Here is a 17,704-nt window from a genome sequence, read left to right as displayed (position 1 = left end):
CGACGGATGAGCCTGTTCGGCGCCGGCGGCCGCTGGGGGCCGCCGGCACCCAGCCCGTTGGGCAAGGTGGGAAGCCTGCGGGAGCGGCTCGCCCACCTTGCCCGTCTCCCGGTCAGGGTGTGGCTGGCCGGCCTCTTCAGCCTGGTGGTGACGCTGCAGGCGGGCCCCGTCCTCGTGGCGGCCTCGGCCGATGGGGCGGGTTGGGTCGTGGTGGTGGACGGGGCGGTCCCGATCCCCGCCCCCGGGTTGGAGGCCGACCGGGACGGGTCAACCCTGGTCATCCCCCTGCCCGCCACGTGCCCCCGGTTTGGGATTCTCTTCCGCCACTCGGTCGAGCAGACGCCGGTGATTGAGTGGTTTGAGCCGGCCGGTGACGGCGATGGGCTCCTCTTGGTGGCGACCGAGTACCGTTCCTACGGGGCAGGCCTCCCCACCGAGGCGCCGCCCGGCGCCCGTTTCGTCCGTTTGCCCGACCGGTTCCGCATCGAGGGCCTGGCCGTCCCCGTGGGGGAGCTGAACCTCCGGATCCTCCCCCTGACCGAACACGCCCTCCTGGTGGGCGGGGAGGCGTACGACCTCACCCAGTGGGCCGGCCCGGACGGGAGGCTGCGGGTGCGGGTGCTCGCGGCTGGCCTTGTGAGGAAAGACGACGAAGAGGAGGGCCGTTCGTGAACCGTCAACATTCCGAGTCTCAGAAGCGGCTGGATCCCGGGCCAACCCCGGCCCACCTTCCGTCGGACCCAGGGCTGGCGGCCTCACCTGGCGAGGAAGGCTTTGACCTGGATGAGGTGCTCGCCAAGTACGACCGCGAGTCGGCCTTCCGGCGCCTGGCTGGGCCTGTCGGCCGCCTGATCGCGCTGGTCCTGATCGGGTTCTCCCTCTTCCAGCTGTATACCGCCGCCTTTGGCGTCCTGGACGCCCGCATCCAGCGGGCCATCCACCTGGCCTTCGGCATGAGCCTGGTCTTCCTGCTCTACCCGGCCCGGAAGGGCGGCTCCCGGACCAGTCTGCCCTGGTGGGACGTCCTCCTGGCCGTGGCCTCGGCGGCTGTCTCCCTCTACCTGGTGGTCTTCTACCACGAGATCGTCATGCGGGCGGGGATGCCGACCACCGCCGACCTGGTGGTGGCCACCCTGGCCGTCCTCCTGGTGCTGGAGGCAGCCCGGCGGGTGGTGGGCCTGCCCATCGTCATCATCGCCGGGGCCTTCCTGGTCTACGCTTTGGTGGGCCGCCAGCTGCCCGGCTTCCTCGCCCACCGGGGGTACAGCTTCAGCCAGATCGCCAACCACATGTACTTCACCACCGAGGGGATCTTCGGCCTCCCGTTGGGGGTCTCGGCCACCTTCATCTTCCTTTTCATCCTCTTCGGGGCGTTCCTGGAGAAGACGGGCATCGGCCGCTTCTTCATCGATCTGGCCAATGCGGTGGCCGGCTTCGCCTCAGGAGGCCCGGCCAAGGTGGCCGTCATCACCAGCGCTCTGGAAGGGACCGTCTCCGGCAGCTCGGTGGCCAACACCGTCGGCTCGGGCAGCTTCACCATCCCCATGATGAAGCGCCTCGGCTACCGGCCTGAGTTCGCGGCCGCGGTGGAAGCGGCCGCCTCCACCGGCGGCCAGCTGATGCCGCCCATTATGGGCGCGGCCGCCTTCCTCATGGCCGAGTTCACCGGCATCCCCTACATCCGCATCGCCACCGCGGCCCTCTTGCCCGCCATCCTTTACTTCACGGGCATCTTCATCGCGGTCCACTATGAGGCGAAGCGCCTGGGTCTGAAGGGGATCCCCCGGGACCAGCTGCCCAGCGTCTGGTCGGTCATCCGGGAGCGGGGCCACCTCTTCCTCCCCCTGGTGGCCATCATCGTCCTCCTGGTCCAGGGGAACACCCCCATGAAGGCCGCTTTCTACGGCATCGTCCTGGCGGTGGTGGCAGCCATGATCCACCCCTCGACCCGGATGAGCCTGCGGGACATCATCGCAGCGCTGGAGCAGGGCGCCCGGGCCGCCCTGGGCGTGGTGATGGCCACGGCCGCCGCCGGCATCATCATCGGGGTGATCACCCTGACGGGCCTCGGCCTGAAACTGGCCAGCGGGCTGGTGAGCCTCGCCCAGGGGCAGCTCTTCCTCACCCTCTTCTTCACCATGATCGCCTCGCTCATCCTGGGCATGGGCTCGCCCACCACGGCCAACTACGTCATCACCTCCACCATCGCGGCCCCGGCCCTGCTCCAGCTGGGCTTGCCCGTGCTGGTGGCGCACATGTTCGTCTTCTACTTTGGGATCCTGGCCGACATCACCCCGCCGGTGGCCCTGGCCGCCTACGCCGGCGCCGGGATCGCCGGGGCCCAACCCATGAAGACAGGGGTGACCGCCACCCGGATCGCGGTGGCCGCCTTCCTGATCCCCTACATCTTCGCCTACAACCCGTCGATGCTTCTCATCGACGTCACCTGGCAGCAGATCCTCCAGATGGCGATCACGTCCATCCTGGGCATGTTTGGGGTGGCGGTGGCCATGGGCGGCTTCTTCCGTACCAACCTGACGGTGCCCGAGCGGATCCTTTTCGCCCTGGGCGGCGTGCTCATGATCGATCCGGGGCTCGTCACGGACCTGGTCGGCCTCATCCTGCTGGCTGGCGGCATCGGTCTCCAGCTCTGGCGGGTGCGCCAGCAGCCCCACCGGCCGGTGGGCGCGTCGGTCTAGGGGGCCCCGAGGCCTCAAGGGCAGCATGGGCGACCAGGCCCGCGGGAGGCTCCCGCGGGCCTGGTCGCGCCCGGTCGCCCGACGGTTGGGGCGGCGCAGGGCGGGAACAAGGGCCGCAAACACAAAGCGGGAAGGCCGTCCTGGCCTTCCCGCTGGTGCGCCCGAGAGGATTCGAACCCCTGACCTTCTGATCCGTAGTCAGACGCTCTATCCAGCTGAGCTACGGGCGCCTGCTTGGCCGCCAGGGTAACCCCTGGCGCATCGCTTAGTATACCAGCCGGAAGGGTTCCCGTCAATCCGCCGGGAGGGGCAAAGCCCCTGGCGAGGCCCGCACCGCCTCCTCGTTGTACGCCCGCAGCACGTCGCCCTTGGTGATGATCCCCAGGATCCGGCCCCGATCCTCCCGCTCGACCACCACCACCCGGCCCACATCCTGGCCTGTCAGGGTGGCGAGCACCTGGTCCAGGGTCTCGTCCGGGAAGCTGACGATGGGCCGGGAGCTCATCACCTCCGCGACGGGGCGTTGCAGGCGGCCCTCCAGGGGTGTTTCCCGCACATCGTCCAGGGTGACCATGCCCACCAGCCGATCCTGGTGGTCCACCACGGGGATCCCGTGGTAGCGGTACTCCCGCATGAGGGCCACCACATCGGCCACCGTCTGGTCGACCCGGACCGTCCGCACCTCCCGGGTCATCACCTGGGCGGCGGTCACCCGCTGGAGCACATCGATCTGGCGGCCAGACCGCCACTCGATGCCCGCCTCATAAAGGCTCAGGGTGTCCAGGTTGTACGGGCTGAAGGCCCGGGAGACCCGGTAGGCCGCGGCGCACGCCAGCATGGTGGGGAGGATGACGGCGTAGTCCCGGGTGAGCTCAAAGAGGAGGAGGGTGGCAGTGAGGGGCGCCAGGGTGAAGCTGGCCAACATGGCCCCCAGCCCGACCAGGGCGTACCCGCCCACCTCCCCGGTGATGGCCGGGAAGAGCTGGCCCATGAGGGTGCCGTAGCCGCCCCCGAGAAAGGCCCCGATCACGAAGCCAGGAGCGAAGGCGCCGCCGGCCCCGCCCGAGCCCAGGGTGATGGCCGTGGTCGCCACCTTGACCAGCGCCAAGGCCAGAAGGACCTGCCAGGCGAGCCCCCCTTGGGCGGCGACGGCGATGGGGGTGTACTCCGCGCCCAGGGTGATGGGAAGGAAGGCGCCCACGGTACCGAAAAGGAGCCCGCCCACCGCCGGACGGAGCCAGGACGGACCGGGCAGGCGCTGGAAAAGCCGGCCGCTCCCCCGGATGGCGGCGATGTAGAGCCGTCCCATGAGGCCGGCGGCCAGGCCCAGGCCCGCGTAGAGGAAGAGCTCGGCCCAGTGGTGGAAGGTGTAGGCGGGCACCTGCAGCACGGGCTCCCCGCCCAGGACCCCGTGGGCCAGAACGGTGGCCGCCACCGCCGCCAAAACCACCAGGCTGAAGGTCCCCGCGGCGAAGTCGCCCAGGATGATCTCCAGCGCGAAGAGGGAGCCCGCCACGGGGGCGTTGAAGGCAACGGCCACACCGGCGGCCACCCCGGCCGCGAGGAGGGTCCGCATCTCCCGGCCCGACAGTTTCATGAGCCGGCCCAAGGTGCCGGCCAACCCGGCGCCGATGATGACCACCGGGCCCTCCCGTCCCGCGGAGCCGCCGGTGCCAATGGTGACCGTCGACCGGATGAAGATCCCCAGCGCGTCCCGCAACCCCACCAAGGGCCGACCCAAGGCCGCACCGTAGATCACCCGGGCCACCCCGTCCAGCCGGTCCCGAGGGCCCAGGAGCCCCAAGAGCCCCACCACCAGACCGCCCGCGATCGCGAGGAACACCACCCGAGGCCCGGTTCCGGCCACCAGGGCCTGGCCCCAGCGGACGGCGGCCTGGGTCGCGGTGTAGTAGGCCAGGGACCCCAAACCGGCCAGCAAGCCAGCCAGGACCACCAGCGCGAAGAAGAGGTTGACCCGGAAACCGGCCCGTCGCAGGTCGAAGAACTCCCTCCACCTCCCCCGGGTCGGGGGCTGAAGGGGGTGGGGCATGCAGCTCACCTCGTCTGTGGGCAAACCAAAAGATTGTGAACGGCGTCTCAGAACAAGCGGGTTCAGCCGACCAGCTGGCTCGTCTCCGCCTGAAAGATCAAGGAGAGGGTTCCGTTCAAGTTATCGATGGCATCCGTTTGGTCGAAGCCCAAGTCCCGCAGGACCTGGACCGTCTCCTGGTCTTGGTCCAGGACCTCCACCATCAGCCGCTCCAGCCCCTTCTCCTCCCGGGCATACCGGGCCAGGGTCCGGAGCGCGTCGGCCAGCACCTCGGGGCGGCGGGCCTGGGGATCGCCCAGGAAGGGGATCACCCACGCCTCTCGGGCCACAGGGTTGATCCCGTGGAGGTCCAGATCGCCCACGTACCCCGCCTCAGGGAGGTCGATGGCCCACTGCTCACTCCTGGGATCCTGGGCCAGGGTGGCGAACCACCGGCGCAGGTCCTCCTCAGTCCGGGCATCCACCTCGATGCCGATGGTCCGCCGGTGGATCTCCGGATCATTGGTCCAGACCACCCGGCGGGCCATGTCCGCCTCCCGGAGCGGGCGCAGGGTCACGAGCCGGCCCCGGAGACAGGGTTGACCCATGGGTCTTCCCCCTTTTGCTGGCTGCCCTAGGGGCTGGAACGCGGAAACGCCCGCCCTCGACAGGCGGGCGCCGTTGCCGATCTTGGCGGAAGGGGAGGGATTCGAACCCTCGCTAGGGCCTTTCGACCCTACTAGCGGTTTAGCAAACCGCCCTCTTCGGCCACTTGAGTACCCTTCCACGCTCCCGACCCAGACCGGTCGGCTTTCTCACTGTACCACAAGGCATGCGAAACTGTCAACGGAGCGGCCGCCCCCTCCCGGCCCGGATCCGCCTTTTCCAGCCAGTCCCACCCGGTATTCCCGTGCCTTCCGTTGCCAACGCTAAGGACGCTCGTTTATCATGGCGGTGAGCCATCCTCGGCTCTCCTGGCCGTGTGCAGGAGCCTTCCCGACAGGCGACGGGGTAGGAAGGCGGTGACAGCGTTGGAGCACGCCTGGGGCGGCCAGGTCGATTGGACGCTCTTGGGGGGTCAGGCCAGCCTCGGCCTCCTCCTCGGGTATGCCGTGGGTTACACCACCAAGAAGGCCCTGAAAGTGGGGCTGATCCTCGTGGCCCTCCTCCTGGTCATGGGCATCGCCCTGGAGGAGTTGGGTTTTCTCGTCATCAACTGGGGTGTTCTCGAGGAGACCTATCGGGGCTCGGTGGAGCAGATGGGGGGGCTGGGCGGGATGCTGCGCCAGTGGTCGGAGCGCCTCGCGGCCTACCTCCCGGTGGGCGCCGGCTTCAGTGTCGGCTTTCTCCTCGGCCTGCGGAACGGTTGACCCTCACCGGATCGCCTGGCCCTCGCCCTCAGTCAGCCCCTCCACCACCAGCCGGATCACCGGCAGTTCCACCTGGGCCGACCGGTTCGCCTCCTTGAACAGGACCTGGTGGAGGCACGCCTCCAGCTGAGGCAGCAGGGCGTCGATCGCCATCCCTTGGTAGCGGGGGGCAAACTCCCGCAGCATCCGGGCCGCCGAGTGAAAGAGGCTGGCCGCGCCAAAGAGGTTCCCGTCTTCCCAGTGGCGATACGCGCCCGCCACCTGGATGAGGCCTTTGTAGAACCGTTGGGTGGTCTGGCGCTGCCAGAGTTCCAGCAGCGCCTCGTACGCCTGATGGTACTCGCCTTGGTTGAAGCGCCGGACGAACCTTTCGTACTCTTCTGGGTACACCGCCCGCGGTGCCCCCTTTCCCTCCTGGTCCCCGGCCGGGGCTGCCGCCCGGCCTGCGGCTTACGGTCATTCTAGCACGCCGCAGCCTGAGCGGCAGCCCCGGGGACCGCTGCCCGCCGGAGATCTTCCCGGGCTGGGGGCCCGGGGCTCACCACGCCTCTCTCAGGGCCTCCCAGTCGGCCAGGTCCGCCCGGAAGAGCAACCGATCGTCGCCCGCGGCCCACAGGAGGCGGATCGCCCCATCCTCACCGTCGGGCAGGCGGGTGATGGTGACGGGGGTGGACGGCTCAATCCCAGCGGCCGGCTCCAGCACCAGTTGCTCCGCTCCGGCCGGCAGGGCCTCGCCCGGCCGGTACCCGGCCTGGCGTTCCGCGTCGGCGCCGGCGGCCAGGACCTCCTGAGCCCGGAAACTCCGGATCTGCTGGAAGAGGGCCCGGACCTCGGCCTCGTCGGCCCAGCCCGCCTCATCCCGGACGAGGCTCCGGGTCTCCCCGTCGCCGGTCCACCGCACCGCCGCCAGGGCCTGGCTCAGGTCGCTGGGCCAGGTGGGGGGCAGCAGGCTCCGCTGGGCCAGGCGGAGGGGCTGGGCCGTCACATCGAAGAAGGTTTGGATCCGGTCTCCCCGGATCCGGTAGACGGTCCGCTCCCCCGCCAGGCGGACGGTGACGCCAGACCCATCAGGAAGGAAGTTACCCACCCAGAGGACCTGAGCGTGGGGCAGGCCCGCCTCCGCCCCCGTCGGCGGGGAGGTCTCGGAGGGCTCGTCCTCCGCCGAGGAGCTTGCCGGGCTCAAAAGGATGAGCGCCTCCCCCCGGGGGTTCTCCAACCCGTAGTGGGCCAAGACCTCGTCGGTCGCCTCCTCGGCCAGGATCTCCTCGGCGCGCATCAGCTCCAAGTCAAAGAGGAGGTCTTGGACCGCGGACCGGTCGGCAGGGGCCTGGACCGGCTGGTGCAGCCGCCAGGCGTCCCCGGACCGGCTGAGCTCAACGGGGGCCTTCCCCTCCCAGAGGAGCCGGATCCCTTCCGCCCGCTCGGGGCCGAAACGGGCGAACTGCATCAACCGGAACCCCTGGTGCTCCCCCAAGAGGGTCTCCAGGGGATAGGCCGAGAGGGTGTAGACCCCCTCTCGCTCGGGGGTGGCCACGTAGTAACTCTGAATGCCCCCAGTGGAGCTCCGCAGCGGGGTGGCCTCGCCCACCAGGAGCTCCCGGATGATGGGTTCCGCCTCCCCCTCTTGGGCCACATGGAGCCGGACCGTCGCCTGAGGCGGCTCCAGCCCGTAGGCCGCCCGTTCCGCGGCGCTCTCCGTGACCTGGGCCAGGGGCCGGGGTTCGGCTAAGGAGAAGAGGAGGCTGGCCAGGGTCCCTGGATCGGCGGGAACCGGCTCGGGCTCCACCAGCCACCACGCGGTCTCGGGTCCGGGCGGCAGGAACTGGTCAAAGGGCGCCCGCGCCACCCCCTGGAAGCGGGCGGGCAGCCGATACGCCACCGGCTCCGGCTCCACCGTCATCCGGTCGAAGACCAGCCGCTCCCCATCGGACCGGAGGACCTCCACCCGCCTCACCGCGTTCCGGTCCTCCTGCCAGAAGGCGTCCAGAGTCAGGGCATCGGAGGGTTGCTGGGGCCGGCCGCTCCAGAGGGTGTAGGCCAAGAGCCCCGCGAAGACCAGCACCGTGCCCAGAATCCCCCAGGTTCGCCGGTTCACAGCGCCCGCCTCCTCCACCAGACCAGGCCGCCCGCGAGCAGCACCACCAAGGGGAGCCCCACGACGAAGCCGTAGAAGAGGTGCCTCATGAAGGAAGGGGTCAACTGGACGGTGGGCGGGCTGATCACCTTCGGCCGGATGCTGATCAGGTGCTCCTCCCCCACCAACCAGTTGAGGGCGTTGAGGAAGAAGTCCTGATTGCCCTGGATCCCCAGCATCTGGCCCTCCACAAAGGAAGCGTTGCCCACCACGACCGCGACGGGCTCGGGGACGGCCTCACCCGCCTCCCCCGTGTCAGCCGCCTCACCCTCGTCCTGGGCCGCCCCGTCGGCGCCGGCCCCGTCCTGGGCCGCCGGGCGGGTGATGGCCACCGCCAGGGTCAGGGGGCCGGGCGTGTCCTCCTCATCCTTCCGCAGGGTGGTGCCCTGCAACGTGGTCTCACCCCAGGCGTCGAAGCTGCTTTCGAGGAGGGTGGTCACCCGGTAGGGCGCCGGGTCGTCCAGCCGCTCCAGGGAACGGGCCCCGGGCAGCATCACCCGCATCTGCCGCTCCTGCAGCTCCCGGGTGATGGCATGGTACCGGAGGGTGGGCATGGGCGAGAGGGGGTCCAGGAAGAAGGACTGGGCCGGGTCCACCACCACGTCGGTCCGGAAGCGGACCCCCAGTCGCTCGGCCAGCTGGTTCCACCCGTCGATGGGCCGGTTGGAGGGATCGAGCAGGAGGATGAGCCGGCCGCCTGCCTCCAGATAGGCGGCGATGGTCTCCTCCTCTTGCGGGCCCAGGTCGCTCTGGGGCCCCACCGCCACCAGCACCGTGGCATCCTCGGGCATCCCGCCCTCCTGGGCGAGGTTGAGGGTGGCCACCGTATACCCTTCGCCCTCCAGGTAGGTGGCCAAGCGGCCCAAGCGGTCGGCGGGGGTGGCCTCACCGTGGCCGGTCAGGAAGTAGACCTTCAGCTGCTGTTCCCGGCCCAGCTCCACCAGGGCCCGGGTGATGGCCTGCTCGCCCCGGAACTCCAGCTCCTCCCGGGCGGTGCCGAAGCCGTACAGGTTGCTCGGCTCGATCCGCCGGCTCCGGCTGCCCATCTCCAAGATCACCGTGTCATACTGGGTGACCTCGTACTGGCGGGCCAGCGACGGCTCCTTGACCGGATCGACCAGGCGGAGCTGGAAAGAGCTGCTCGCCCGGTCATACTGCTGGAGGAGGTCGGTCAGGAGCCCGCTCGGGCCGTCCCGGACAAAGGCCGTCACCTGCACGGGAGCCGGCAGGCGCTCCAGCACCTGGCGGCTCAGGGGCGAGAGGGTAAAACGTCCTTCGGCGCTCAGGTCCGCCTGCCAGCCCGTCCGGCCGGCCAGGATGTTGAGCAGCACCAGGATGCCGAGCACAGCCACCGTCAGCACGGCCGACTCGCTGCCCCGCCGGATCCGCCTCCTCCGGCCGAGGCGCCTGCTTCCGGAGTCTGCGGGTGGTCCCGCCGTCGGTCCACGGTCGTTCATCCCCACAACCTCCGTTCCAGGTTCCGTTCAGCCAAGAAGAGAAAGCCGGCGATGACGCTGAGGAAGTAGGTCACGTCCGCGGCGCTGATCAACCCCCGGGTGAAGGGCTCAAAGTGGGTGAAGGCCGACAGGGCCAGGAGCACCTGCCGGAGGGTCCCGGTCACCGAGCCTGCCGCCAGGTCGATGAACCAAAAGAGCAGGAGCAGGCCGAAGCCGGTCACCGCCGCGATCACCTGATGGTGGGTGAGGGTGCTGGTGAAGAGCCCCACCGCCAGAAAGGCGGCCCCCAAAAGGAAGAAGCCCAGATACGAGGTGAGGATGGTGGGCAGGTGGGGGTCGCTCCGGAGGATCAGGACCAGGGGGTAGCCCACGGTCAAGAGCAGGATGCCGGCAAAGAGGGTCGCCACCGCCAGGAACTTGCCCACCACCACCTGACCCAGGCTGACGGGGCTGGTGAGGAGCAGTTCCGCGGTCCCCCGGGCCTCCTCCTCGGCCCAAAGGCGCATGGTGAGCACGGGCACGATAAAGACCAGGACGATGGAACTGTTGCCGAAGTAGCCGCTCAGGGAGGCCAGCGCCGTGTTGGCCAAGAACAGCCAGAAAAAGTACCCCCCCAGGGCCAGGAAGACGGCGGCCACCACGTAGGAGAGGGGGGAAGCCAGAAGGATCCGGAGCTCTTTCCGGTAGATGGTGCCCAGTCCACTCATGCCGAACCCTCCCCTGCCTCGGCCGGCTCCTGCGTCACCAGCTCCATGAAGACCTCCTCCAGGGAGAACCGGGGCCGGGTCAGCTCCAGGATGGGCCACTGGGCCTCGGCCAGGGCGAAGAAGATGGCCGGCCGGGCGTCCATCCCGGGACGCTCGTCCACCTGCAGGCGGACCTGGCCGCCGGTCTCCGGCTCCAGGATCCGGACACCGGCCACCTCAGGCACCTGCTCGAGCCTCTGGGCCACCGCCGGAGCTGGAGCCTGGACGACCAGCTCCAGGCGGCCGCCCGCCTTGCTGGCGCTCAGGTTCTCCGTCCGGTCCTCGGCCACCAGCCGTCCCCGGTTGATGATGATCACCCGCTGGCAGAGGGCCTGCACCTCCGGCAGGATGTGGGAGCTGAGCAAGACCGTGTGGGAGCCGGCCAGCTCCCGAATCAGCTCGCGGATCTCGATGATCTGCCGGGGATCCAGGCCCACCGTGGGCTCATCCAAGATGAGGACGGGCGGCTCGCCCAAGAGCGCCTGCGCGATCCCCACCCGCTGCCGGTACCCCTTGGAGAGATGGCCGATGAGGCGGTGCCGCACCCCCGTGAGGCCGGTCCGCTCCATGGCCTGTTCCACCTGCTTGGTCCTTTGGGACCGGGGCACCCGCTTCAGATCGCTGACAAAGGTGAGGTAGGTCAGCACGCTCATCTCAGGATAAAGGGGAGGTGACTCGGGCAAGTACCCAATCCGGCTCTTGGCCGCCACCGGGTCTTCCACCGGATCAAAGCCGGCCACCTCCACCCGGCCTTCGGAAGGCGGCATGTAGCCAGTGATGATGCGCATGGTGGTGGTCTTCCCCGCCCCGTTGGGCCCGAGAAAGCCGACCACCTCGCCCTCCTCCACCGAGAAGCTCAAGTCCTCCACCGCGGCACGCCCCGCGTACCACTTGGAGACGTGCTCCAGATGGATCACACCACGCCACCTCCTCCTAAGGGTTCATTGTAGGAAAGGCCCTCGGACCGATTCAAGAGAGGGGCTCCCCAAGCCCCCGTCAGCGCCCGAGAGGGCGGCCGGGAGGCTTCCGCCAGATGTTTCTCGGTTCTTGCAGGAAATGGCCTACCTCAGGAGAAATCTGTTTCTGAAAGGATTGGTGCATGTTTCATGGCGACCCTTCGTCAGGTAGCGGAACTCGCCGGCGTCAGCGCCGCCACGGCCTCCCGGGTGATGAACGGGGATCCCCGGGTGCGGCCGGAGCTGCGCCGGCGGGTGGTCGAGGCGGCCACCCGCCTGGGGTACCAGCCCGCCCGGCCCCGCCGGTCCCGGGCCACCTCCCGGATGGTGGCCCTCCTGGTCCCCAACGTGAGCTCCCCTTTCTACTGCGCGGTGCTCATGGGGGTGGAGCAGGAAGCCTTCGCCCGGGGGTACGACCTGGTGCTCTACACCACCGAGGGTCGCTCCCAGGAGAACGTGGTGGAGCGGATCCAGCAAACGGACGGGCTGGCTGGGCTGGTGGTGATCACCCCCCGACACCGGGAAGAGGAGCTCTTCGCCAGCCAGAAGGGGCGCCTCCCCATGGTGGTCGTCGACCACCGGAATGCGGGCAGCCGCTACCCCCATGTGGGGGTCGACAACCTGCGGGGGGCCCACCGGGCGGTCCAGTACCTCCTCAGCAAGGGGTACGATCCCATTGGGCTGATCACCGGTCCCCTCACCATCCAATCGGCCATCGACCGGGTCCGGGGAGCCCGGCTCGCCCTGCAGGAGGCCGGCCTGGAGCTCGATCCCGACCTGGTCTGGGAGGGCGACTTCACCCAGCCGACCGGGTACCGGCTGGTGGCCGAGCGGCTCCGGTCGGGCCGGCCCCTGCCCCGGGCGATCTTCTGCGCCAACGACCTCATGGCCCTGGGAGCCCTGGCCGCCCTGCACGAGCACGGCGTGTCCGTCCCTGACGATGTGGCGGTGATGGGCTACGACGACCTGCCCCTGGCGGCGACGGCCATCCCGCCCCTCACCACCGTGCGCCAGCCGGTGGCCGAGATGGGCGCCATCGCCTTTCGCATGGTGATCCGCCTGGCTGCCGGTGAGGATCTGGAGACCGAGCGGGTCCTCTTGGAGACCCAGCTGGTGGAGCGAGCCTCCGCCTAGCCGGGCCGGCCCCTCGGGCCTGGAGGTGGACTGCAATGACAAGGCTCCGGCCTCTGGAGGCAGCGACGCCATCCCGGGCTCGCACTCCCGCCTCCACCCGGTGGAAGGCGCACCTCCGGCGCTTCGGCCCCGCCTACCTGCTCATCCTGCCCGCCGTCCTGGGGATGCTCTTCGTCCACTACATCCCCATGCTCTCGGGCATCATGGTCGCCTTCCGGGACGTCAACCTGTACACGGTCACCCAGTGGACCAGCGCCCCCTGGGTGGGCCTGCAGAACTTCATCGACGGCTTCGACCCGGCCGGCCGGTTGGGGGCCCGCTTCTGGCGGTCCCTCTGGAACGTGACCCTCTTCGGCGTGGTCACCATCGTCCTCGGGTACGTCATCGGCATGGCCGTCGCGCTCCTCCTCAACCGACCCTTCCCTGGCCGGAACCTGGTTCGGGGGCTGATCCTCCTCCCCTACATCACCCCCGACTCGGTCGCCTACAGCGTCTGGCGTTTCATCTTCCAAGCCCGGATCGGGCTGGTCAACAAGTGGCTCTTGGGGTGGGGGCTGGTGGAGGAGCCCATCATCTGGCTGGTGGGCAGCCGGGCCCTCTACGCGGTGATGATCGCCGCCCTCTGGAAGGGGTGGCCCTTCGCCGCCCTGATCCTGGGGGCGGGCCTCCAGAGCATTCCCAAGGAGCTCTATGAGGCGGCCCGGATCGACGGGGCCGGCCGGTGGCAGCAGTTCCGCTACATCGTCCTGCCCCTCCTGGCCCCCATCAGCCGGACCTTGATCCTGATGTCCGTCCTGTGGAACTACAACGCCTTCAACCAGTTCTACGTCATGCTGGGCAAGGATCCGGGGTGGGCGGCCGACGTCCCCTCCACCCTCATCCACCGGGAGAGCTTCACCACCTTCGACTTCGGGGTGGGGGCGGCCATGTCGTTGGCGCTGATGGCCATCATGTTGATCTTCACCGCGATCTACCTGCGGGCGGTACGGCGGGGCAGCAGCCTCGCCGAGGGGTGAGGTGAGACGCATGGCGACGCGGTCCAACACCCAGCCGCGCAGGCGGCAGCGCCTCCGGCGGGCTTTGGGATGGGTCCTCTTCTCCGGCGCGGTGGCGCTGGTCCTCTTGAGCGTCCTGATCCCCTACGGGTGGATGGTCTCCGGCTCCTTTAAGACCTCCTTGGAGCTGCAGGGGGCCGATGTGACCCAGCCGGGACGGGAGCCCTCGTGGATTCCCCGGTCCTTCACCTGGGAGAACTACCTGAACGTCAACCGGACGGTGCCCATGCTGGATTACTTCAAGAACAGCCTGATCATCAGCAGCGGAACCATGGTGCTGGCCACCTTGCTGGCCTTCCTGGCCGGGTACGCGCTCAGCCGGTTCCGCTTCCCGGGCCGGGAGGCGTACGTGGTCTCCGTCCTCTCCACCCAGATGCTGCCGGGCATCCTCTTCCTCATCCCCTACTTCATCCTCTTCACCTGGATCAACCACCGCTTCGGCATCCAGCTGCGGAACACGTACCCGGGCCTCATCCTGACCTACACCTCCTTCGCCCTGCCCTTCTCCATCGTGATGCTCTGGAGCTTCCTCGACACCATCCCCAAAGAGCTGGATGAGCAGGCGCAAATCGACGGGGCCAGCCGCCTCCGGACCCTCTTTTCCGTCATCTTGCCCCTGGCCCGGCCCGGCCTGGCCGCGGTGGGCATCTACGCCTTCATCATGGGCTGGAATGAGATCCTCTTCGCCTCGGTGCTGACAGGACGGGGTACCCGGACGGTGGCGGTGGGGCTCCTGGAGTACATCACCGCCCAGGAGGCCCACTGGACGGGGATGATGGCCGCCTCGGTGCTGGTCAGTCTGCCGGTCGTTGTCCTCTTCACCCTCATGCAGCGGGCCATCATTGACGGTTTGGTCGCGGGCGCGACCAAAGGCTGACGCGGGTCTCCCGCGGGATGAGGTGATGGAGGCCGTCGAGGGCTGGCTGCCCGTGCAAACACCCGGAAGATTCCAGCAAGGGAGGGCATCTGTGTGCTGAGCAACCGTCTCATGCGAGGTCTGGGAGCCCTGTTGCTGCTGCTGGCTTTGGTCGTGGCGGGGACGGCGGCGGCGGCCGCCCAGGAGATCACCTTCTGGGTCATGCCCAACGCGCCCGACGCCATCCATGTTCCCTGGCTGCAGAAGAAGGCGGAGGAGTTCCACGCGGAGACGGGCATCCGGGTCCACTTCGAGGTGATCGGCTGGGACGTGGCCTGGAGCCGGATCTCGACCGCCATCATCACCGGTGAGGGCGTCGACGTCTTCCAGGTGGGCACCACGTGGAACCCCCAGCTGGCGGCCACCGGCGGGCTGTCCCAGCTGGACATCAACGAGTTCGGCGGCGCGGACGCCTTCATGGCCGCCAACCTGGCTTCCACCACCTACAAGGGGGACTTCTACGGCGTCCCGTGGTTCGCTGAGACCCGGGCCCTCTACTACAACAAGGACATGTTCGCGGCCGCCGGCGTGGAACCCCCCCAGACCTATGAGGAGCTGGTCGCCGTCGGCCAGAAGCTGATCGCCACCCACGGCGCGGGCCGGGCCATCGCCATCGCCGGCACCAACGCCTACGACCTCATCCACAACTGGGCCATCATCCTCTGGGCCTTCGGCGGCGAACTGGTGGACATCGACGCCCGGCGGGCCGTCTTCAACGGGCCGGAGGGTGTGGCCGCCATGGAGTACTACGTCGATCTGGTCCGGCAAGGCCTCGCCTCCCGGGCAACGGCTGAGTATAACCAGGACCAGGCGGACGCTGCCTTCATCAACGGCAACGTGGCCATGGCCTTCATGGGTCCGTGGAACATTGCCGACATCGAGATCGAGAATCCGTCCCTGAACTACGGCATCGTGCCGCCTCCTGCGGGGCCGGCGGGGCGCGCCGCCTTCTCCGGCGGGAGCAACCTGGCCATCCTCCGCCAGAGCCCCAACCAGGAGGCCGCCAAGAAGTGGATCCAGTTCCTCCTGAGGGACGAGAACCTGGTCGATTACACCAAGAACCTGACCAAGATGCTGCCCGCCACCCTCTCTGCCTTCGAGGACCCCTACTATGAGCAGGGTGTCTGGCAGACCTTCAAGACCACCCTCGGCTTCGCCCGGGCCTACCCGCCCCTGGCCACCTGGGGGACCATCGAGAACGCGATCGTGGGCGAGTTCCGCAACGTCCTGGCCGCGTACGTCGATGGCACCCTGGAGCGCCAGGGCGGTGTCCAGGCCTTCCTGAACCGGGCGGCAGAACAGGTGGACCGCGCGCTCCGCGACGAGCGGTGACGGACGCGGCGGGCGGCCGGGCTCCGGCCCGGCCGCCCCTCCCTCCGGTGCAGGGCGACCTTCAACCCAGGAAGGAGATTGTGACCATGCTCGCTTTCCCAGAAGGGTTCCTGTGGGGAACGGCCACCTCGGCCTACCAGGTGGAGGGGAGCACCCGGGCCGACGGCCGGGGTGAGTCCATCTGGGACCGTTTCACGGCGGAGCCGGGGCGCATCGACGACGGCTCCAGCGGTGAGCCGGCCTGCGACCACTACCGGCGCTGGCGGGAGGACATCCAGCTGATGCAGGCCCTGGGGCTCCAGGCGTACCGGTTCTCCATCAGCTGGCCCCGGATCTACCCCACCGGGGAGGGCGCGCCCAACCCCGCCGGCCTGGACTTCTATGACCGGCTGGTGGATGGCCTTCTGGACGCACAGATCGAGCCTCTGGTCACCCTCTACCACTGGGACCTGCCCCAGGCTCTGCAAGCCCAGGGGGGCTGGGCCCGCCGGGAGACCGCCGCCCGTTTCCGGGACCTGGCCGTCACCGTCATGGAACGGTTGGGCGACCGGGTGAAGCTCTGGCTGACCATCAACGAGCCATGGGTGGTCGCCTTCCTGGGGCACCTGTACGGCGAGCACGCGCCGGGCCTGCGGGACCTGGCCACCGCGGTCCGGGTGAGCCACCACCTGCTCCTCGCCCACGGGCTCGCCCTGCAGGCCTTCCGCCAGCTCAACCTGCCGGGCCGGATGGGCATCAGCCTGGATCTCCACGCCTACGTCCCCGCCTCCTCGGCTCCGGAGGATCAGGAGGCGGCCCAACGGGCCCTGGCCCTCGAGAGCGGGTGGTTTCTCGATCCCCTCTTCCGGGGCCGCTACCCCGACACGGCCCTCGCCTGGTACCAGGCGCGGCAGGTCGAGCCGCCGGTGGAACCGGGAGATCTGGAGCTGATCGCCCAACCCATGGACTTCCTGGGAGTCAACTACTACACCCGGCACGTGGTGGCCCACGACCCCTCGGAGCCGTGGACCGGCATCCGGAACGTGGCCGGTCCCGGTCCCGTCACGGCCATGGGGTGGGAGGTCTACCCCCAGGGGCTCCAGGAGGTCCTGACCTGGGTTCACCGGACCTACCTGGCTCCCCGCTTGGCGGCCGTTCCCGCCTCCTCTCGGGCACGGGAAGAGGTCCCGTCCGCGGGGAGCCAGCCCTCCCCGTGGGACCACCCCTGCCCCCTGATCATCACCGAGAACGGCGCGGCGTACCCCGACGAGCTGGTGGAGGAAGGGGGCGAGCTCCGGGTGGCCGATCCCGAGCGGATCGCCTACCTGGAGGGGCACCTGCGGGCCATCTGGCAAGCCCTTCAGGAGGGGGCACCCGTGGCCGGCTACTTCGCCTGGTCCTTCCTCGACAACTTTGAGTGGGCCCGGGGCTACACCCGCCGCTTCGGCCTGGTCTACGTGGACTACCCCACCCAGCGGCGCATCCCCAAGGCCAGCGCCCTCTGGTACCGAGACGTGATCGCCCGGCACGGCCTCGACGCCTGACGGGAGGCCGCCCTTGCCGGCCGGGGCCAGGCCCTGGGAGGCTCGGGCCTTCTCCACGCGCCGGCGGAAACCTGCCCCCCACGGAAGAAGGCCGCCTGCTCAGCCCTTGAGCAGGCGGCCTCACGCTTCTCCGGGCCGTCCCCTGGGATGGGGAGAGGGTGGGGCGTCCCAAGCTTCGCCCCGCAGAGGATGCCCCAGGGGCGGAGCCCCACTGGCGGAGGGGGTGGGATTCGAACCCACGGGGCCTTGCGACCCTGCGGTTTTCAAGACCGCCACGTTCGGCCGCTCCGTCACCCCTCCACGAGGAGCCCCGCCCGGTCGGCTTCAGCCTAACACGGTCTCTTCGGCCCTGT

General features: G+C 69.3%; 15 protein-coding genes and 3 tRNA genes. 8 read left to right on the top strand and 10 right to left on the bottom strand.

Features of this window, described 5'->3' with window-relative positions; genetic code table 11:
* Nucleotides 1-6: 6 nt before the first annotated feature.
* Nucleotides 7-672, top strand: coding sequence for a DUF1850 domain-containing protein (locus FWJ67_RS01980; RefSeq protein ID WP_304174929.1), 666 nt, complete (start codon nt 7-9; stop codon nt 670-672).
* Nucleotides 673-746: 74 nt separating this feature from the next.
* On the top strand, nt 747-2,699 hold the full coding sequence (locus FWJ67_RS01975; RefSeq protein ID WP_414481782.1) for a TRAP transporter permease: 1,953 nt from the start codon (nt 747-749) through the stop codon (nt 2,697-2,699).
* A 153-nt stretch (nt 2,700-2,852) separates the two neighbouring features.
* On the opposite strand, the gene FWJ67_RS01970 is transcribed toward FWJ67_RS01975, so the two are convergent.
* The 4 genes from FWJ67_RS01970 to FWJ67_RS01955 all read right to left on the bottom strand — a co-directional run bounded on the left by FWJ67_RS01970 (nt 2,853) and on the right by FWJ67_RS01955 (nt 5,514).
* Nucleotides 2,853-2,929: transfer RNA gene (locus FWJ67_RS01970), tRNA-Arg, on the bottom strand.
* Nucleotides 2,930-2,991: 62 nt separating this feature from the next.
* The gene (locus FWJ67_RS01965; protein WP_414481767.1) at nt 2,992-4,749 is read right to left on the bottom strand and encodes a chloride channel protein; all 1,758 of its coding nucleotides are present in this window, start codon (nt 4,747-4,749) and stop codon (nt 2,992-2,994) included.
* Nucleotides 4,750-4,811: 62 nt separating this feature from the next.
* Entirely contained in the window at nt 4,812-5,336 is a 525-nt protein-coding gene (locus FWJ67_RS01960; RefSeq protein ID WP_304174924.1) for a GNAT family N-acetyltransferase, read from the bottom strand.
* Nucleotides 5,337-5,419: 83 nt separating this feature from the next.
* Nucleotides 5,420-5,514 (bottom strand) — tRNA-Ser (locus tag FWJ67_RS01955).
* A gap of 236 nt (nt 5,515-5,750) precedes the next feature.
* Between FWJ67_RS01955 and FWJ67_RS01950 the strand changes: the two genes are divergently transcribed.
* The gene (locus FWJ67_RS01950; RefSeq protein ID WP_304174922.1) at nt 5,751-6,098 is read left to right on the top strand and encodes an FUN14 domain-containing protein; all 348 of its coding nucleotides are present in this window, start codon (nt 5,751-5,753) and stop codon (nt 6,096-6,098) included.
* Between the two features lie 3 nt (nt 6,099-6,101).
* Here the strand turns inward: FWJ67_RS01950 and FWJ67_RS01945 are convergent, their stop codons facing one another.
* The 5 genes from FWJ67_RS01945 to FWJ67_RS01925 all read right to left on the bottom strand — a co-directional run bounded on the left by FWJ67_RS01945 (nt 6,102) and on the right by FWJ67_RS01925 (nt 11,352).
* On the bottom strand, nt 6,102-6,488 hold the full coding sequence (locus FWJ67_RS01945) for a DUF309 domain-containing protein (RefSeq protein ID WP_304174920.1): 387 nt from the start codon (nt 6,486-6,488) through the stop codon (nt 6,102-6,104).
* Nucleotides 6,489-6,636: 148 nt separating this feature from the next.
* Nucleotides 6,637-8,193 (bottom strand): DUF4340 domain-containing protein, encoded by a 1,557-nt coding sequence (locus FWJ67_RS01940; protein ID WP_414481765.1) that lies wholly within the window; start codon nt 8,191-8,193, stop codon nt 6,637-6,639.
* Nucleotides 8,190-9,593 (bottom strand): GldG family protein, encoded by a 1,404-nt coding sequence (locus FWJ67_RS01935; protein WP_304174916.1) that lies wholly within the window; start codon nt 9,591-9,593, stop codon nt 8,190-8,192. The genes FWJ67_RS01940 and FWJ67_RS01935 overlap by 4 nt, the downstream gene beginning before the upstream one ends.
* A gap of 92 nt (nt 9,594-9,685) precedes the next feature.
* Entirely contained in the window at nt 9,686-10,396 is a 711-nt protein-coding gene (locus FWJ67_RS01930; RefSeq protein ID WP_304174914.1) for an ABC transporter permease subunit, read from the bottom strand.
* Entirely contained in the window at nt 10,393-11,352 is a 960-nt protein-coding gene (locus FWJ67_RS01925; protein WP_304174912.1) for an ATP-binding cassette domain-containing protein, read from the bottom strand. Before FWJ67_RS01925 ends, FWJ67_RS01930 begins: the two co-directional genes overlap by 4 nt.
* Before the next feature lie 189 nt (nt 11,353-11,541).
* Between FWJ67_RS01925 and FWJ67_RS01920 the strand changes: the two genes are divergently transcribed.
* The 5 genes from FWJ67_RS01920 to FWJ67_RS01900 all read left to right on the top strand — a co-directional run bounded on the left by FWJ67_RS01920 (nt 11,542) and on the right by FWJ67_RS01900 (nt 17,351).
* Nucleotides 11,542-12,525, top strand: a complete 984-nt coding sequence (locus FWJ67_RS01920) for a LacI family DNA-binding transcriptional regulator (protein ID WP_304174910.1) — start codon at nt 11,542-11,544, stop codon at nt 12,523-12,525.
* A gap of 35 nt (nt 12,526-12,560) precedes the next feature.
* Nucleotides 12,561-13,541: a carbohydrate ABC transporter permease gene (locus FWJ67_RS01915; RefSeq protein WP_304174908.1), complete on the top strand. Its 981-nt coding sequence runs from the start codon at nt 12,561-12,563 to the stop codon at nt 13,539-13,541.
* 10 nt (nt 13,542-13,551) lie between these two features.
* Nucleotides 13,552-14,457, top strand: coding sequence for a carbohydrate ABC transporter permease (locus FWJ67_RS01910; RefSeq protein ID WP_304174905.1), 906 nt, complete (start codon nt 13,552-13,554; stop codon nt 14,455-14,457).
* A 93-nt stretch (nt 14,458-14,550) separates the two neighbouring features.
* On the top strand, nt 14,551-15,828 hold the full coding sequence (locus FWJ67_RS01905; protein ID WP_304174903.1) for an extracellular solute-binding protein: 1,278 nt from the start codon (nt 14,551-14,553) through the stop codon (nt 15,826-15,828).
* 86 nt (nt 15,829-15,914) lie between these two features.
* Nucleotides 15,915-17,351: a glycoside hydrolase family 1 protein gene (locus FWJ67_RS01900; protein ID WP_304174900.1), complete on the top strand. Its 1,437-nt coding sequence runs from the start codon at nt 15,915-15,917 to the stop codon at nt 17,349-17,351.
* 212 nt (nt 17,352-17,563) lie between these two features.
* Here the strand turns inward: FWJ67_RS01900 and FWJ67_RS01895 are convergent.
* Nucleotides 17,564-17,651: transfer RNA gene (locus FWJ67_RS01895), tRNA-Ser, on the bottom strand.
* Between the last annotated feature and the right edge of the window lie 53 nt (nt 17,652-17,704).

It is taken from the genome of Limnochorda sp. (assembly GCF_047459355.1).
Taxonomy (GTDB): domain Bacteria; phylum Bacillota; class Limnochordia; order Limnochordales; family Limnochordaceae; genus Limnochorda.
The sequence above is the reverse complement of the archived record's forward strand: the minus strand, read 5'-3'. Positions and strand labels throughout refer to the sequence as shown.